The sequence below is a fragment of the Moorena sp. SIO2C4 genome (assembly GCF_010672485.1).
GTDB lineage: Bacteria > Cyanobacteriota > Cyanobacteriia > Cyanobacteriales > Coleofasciculaceae > Moorena > Moorena producens.
Map to the genome: position 1 here is coordinate 1 of NZ_JAAHGN010001087.1, position 2479 is coordinate 2479.

The following is a 2479-nucleotide window of genomic DNA, read 5'->3' on the forward strand; positions in this document are numbered from 1 at the left end:
TCTGGGGGCTCAGGTAATGAGACTCTGTCTGGGGACTCAGGTAACGACTCTCTGTTTGGGGGCTTAGGTAATGACTCTCTATCTGGTGGCGATGGTAATGATAGGATCGTAGGTGTCGATCCCACCAGTAACAATCCAGGTGTTAATGAAATTGATATCTTAACCGGAGGAGCTGGTGCTGATATATTTGTGATTGGAGATCAGAACAATGCTTACTATGTTGGGCAAGGATTATTTGGTTTCAATGATTACGCTGTAATTACGGATTTCCAATCTGGTACGGATAAAATTCAACTCAAGTCAGGCATCAACTATACCTTTGAAGACAACTTTATTGCTATCAATTCTACTTCGGGCCTTGACGTTATTGCTATAGTGTCTGGTGGCTATAACCAATCAGGGGATCTGACCTTTGTATAACGACTAGATTAATCGTTTGGTGGGCAGTGCCTAGCAATCCTATGACTTGGTGAATCGGTCTGGTTCACTGCCCACCCTACATCAACTAAGCACTAGTACAGGGTGGCGGAAACAACTGACTAGTTAAAGTCTCCTTGATCTGTTCGTTCCCTGTTTTTCCTATCTTTTAATCCGTTGGTGGGCAGTGCCTAGCAATCCTATGGCTAGCTTGGTGAATCGGTCTGGTGCACTGCCCACCCGACATCAACTGTTTTTCCTATCTTTTAATCCGTTGGTGGGCAGTGCCTAGCAATCCTATGGCTAGCTTGGTGAATCGGTCTGGTGCACTGCCCACCCGACATCAACTGTGATTAATCCGTTGGTGGGCAGTGCCTAGCAATCCTATGGCTAGCTTGGTGAATCGGTCTGGTTCACTGCGGACCCGACATCAACTGTGATTAATCGTTTGGTGGGCAGTGCCTAGCAATGGGCTTTGGCTTGGTGAATCGGTCTGGTGCACTGCCCACCCGACATCAACTACATCAACCTGAGCGAATGCGATCGCGTAGCGTGACCTACGGTCAATCGCGTTTTCACCAATTGTCTGATTCACTTGTCTGATTCACTCTATACCCCAAGTTATGACTTTTGTCAATAACTTGGGGTAATTTTTATTTCTCAAATAAAATTTTTAAATTTGCTGAAATCCTTGCTTATACGCTGTTTCGCCGTTTTTATAGTACATAAGTACCATAAAATTCCCTTCTAGAAAAAAAAATATTACGCTTTTTGCATAATTATCTAAATCCAGGTGGATAGCTTTTATAGATACCTAATTAAAATCTTGAAAAAAACAGGAGTAAATTTACCATGGCTACGTTCATAGATACAATTGAGAACTTACCATCCGGCCTAATTCCAGAATCCGAACTAGAGTCAATCAACTCACTGCCACAATCTATCCTGAATCAGGAAGTTCCTAGCCCCATTTTACCTCCTAACAATCCTACTCTGACTCAGTTAAGTGTTAATCAAATACAACAGTTAGTTTCCGATGATTCAGACTTACAGACTTTATCATCGACAACTAAAATCTCAGGGCCTTTTCAGTTGATTTTTGGTACTCCCAATCCTGACTTTTTATTGGGTACTAGCAACAACGATTTAATCCTGGGACTTGAGGGAGATGACATCATTATAGGACTTGAGGGCAATGACCTTCTCTTTGGTCAAGAGGGAAATGACATTCTTATCGGCGGCTCAGGTAACGATTTTCTGTTTGGGGGCTCAGGTAATGATGTTCTCTCTGGCGACTCAGGTCACGATTGTCTGTTTGGGGGCTCAGGTGAAGACACTCTGTTTGGGGGCTCAGGTAACGACTCTCTGTTTGGGGGCTTAGGTAACGACTCCCTGTCTGGGGGCTTAGATAATGACACTCTTCTGGGTGGCTCAGGTAATGACTCCCTGTCTGGGGACTCAGGTAACGACTCTCTTCGAGGTGGCTTAGGTAATGACTCTCTGTTTGGTGGCTCTGGTAATGATACCATCGTAGGTGTCGATCCCACCAGTAGCAATCCAGGTGTTAATGAAATTGATATCTTAACCGGAGGAGCTGGTGCTGATACATTTGTGCTTGGAGATAGCAGCAATGCTTACTATGTTGGGCAAGGATGGTTTGGTTTCAATGATTACGCTGTAATTACGGATTTCGAATCTGGTACGGATACAATTCAACTCCATGGAGCAATCGGCGACTATATCTTTGGGGCTAACTTTATCTCTATGAATACTCCTTCCCTGGAGGTTATTGCTATAGTTACTGATACCTATACAACAGCCGATCTGATCTTTGTATAACGACTAGTACACGGTGGGGGAAACAACTGACTAGTTAAAATCTCCTTGATTTGATTAGTTTCCTGTTCTGTGTTTTCATCCTAAGGTGGGCAGTGCCTAGGCCGTGTTTTCAAAGTTTTCCGCAAGATTTAGATCCCCCCCAACCCCCCGCGCGGAAGGGGGGAGCCATTCTCAAAGTCCCCCTTTTTTAAGGGGGATTTAGGGGGATCTCCGAGTTTGAAAA

At 44.3% G+C, this 2479-nt stretch carries 3 protein-coding genes; 2 read left to right on the top strand and 1 reads right to left on the bottom strand.

The window, feature by feature from the left end; all coding sequences use genetic code 11:
- A partial coding sequence (locus F6K20_RS34005) for a M10 family metallopeptidase C-terminal domain-containing protein (RefSeq protein ID WP_502708911.1) occupies positions 1 to 420 on the top strand: 420 nt, incomplete at its 5' end.
- Positions 421 to 847: 427 nt separating this feature from the next.
- Here F6K20_RS34005 and F6K20_RS34010 read toward each other — a convergent pair.
- Positions 848 to 1012, bottom strand: a complete 165-nt coding sequence (locus F6K20_RS34010) for a hypothetical protein (RefSeq protein WP_158026250.1) — start codon at positions 1010 to 1012, stop codon at positions 848 to 850.
- A 257-nt stretch (positions 1013 to 1269) separates the two neighbouring features.
- On the opposite strand from F6K20_RS34010, the gene F6K20_RS34015 reads away from it, so the two are divergent.
- Positions 1270 to 2256 carry a calcium-binding protein gene (locus F6K20_RS34015; RefSeq protein ID WP_287263335.1) on the top strand — a complete coding sequence of 329 codons (987 nt, stop codon included), beginning with the start codon at positions 1270 to 1272 and terminating at the stop codon, positions 2254 to 2256.
- The last annotated feature ends 223 nt before the right edge of the window (positions 2257 to 2479 follow it).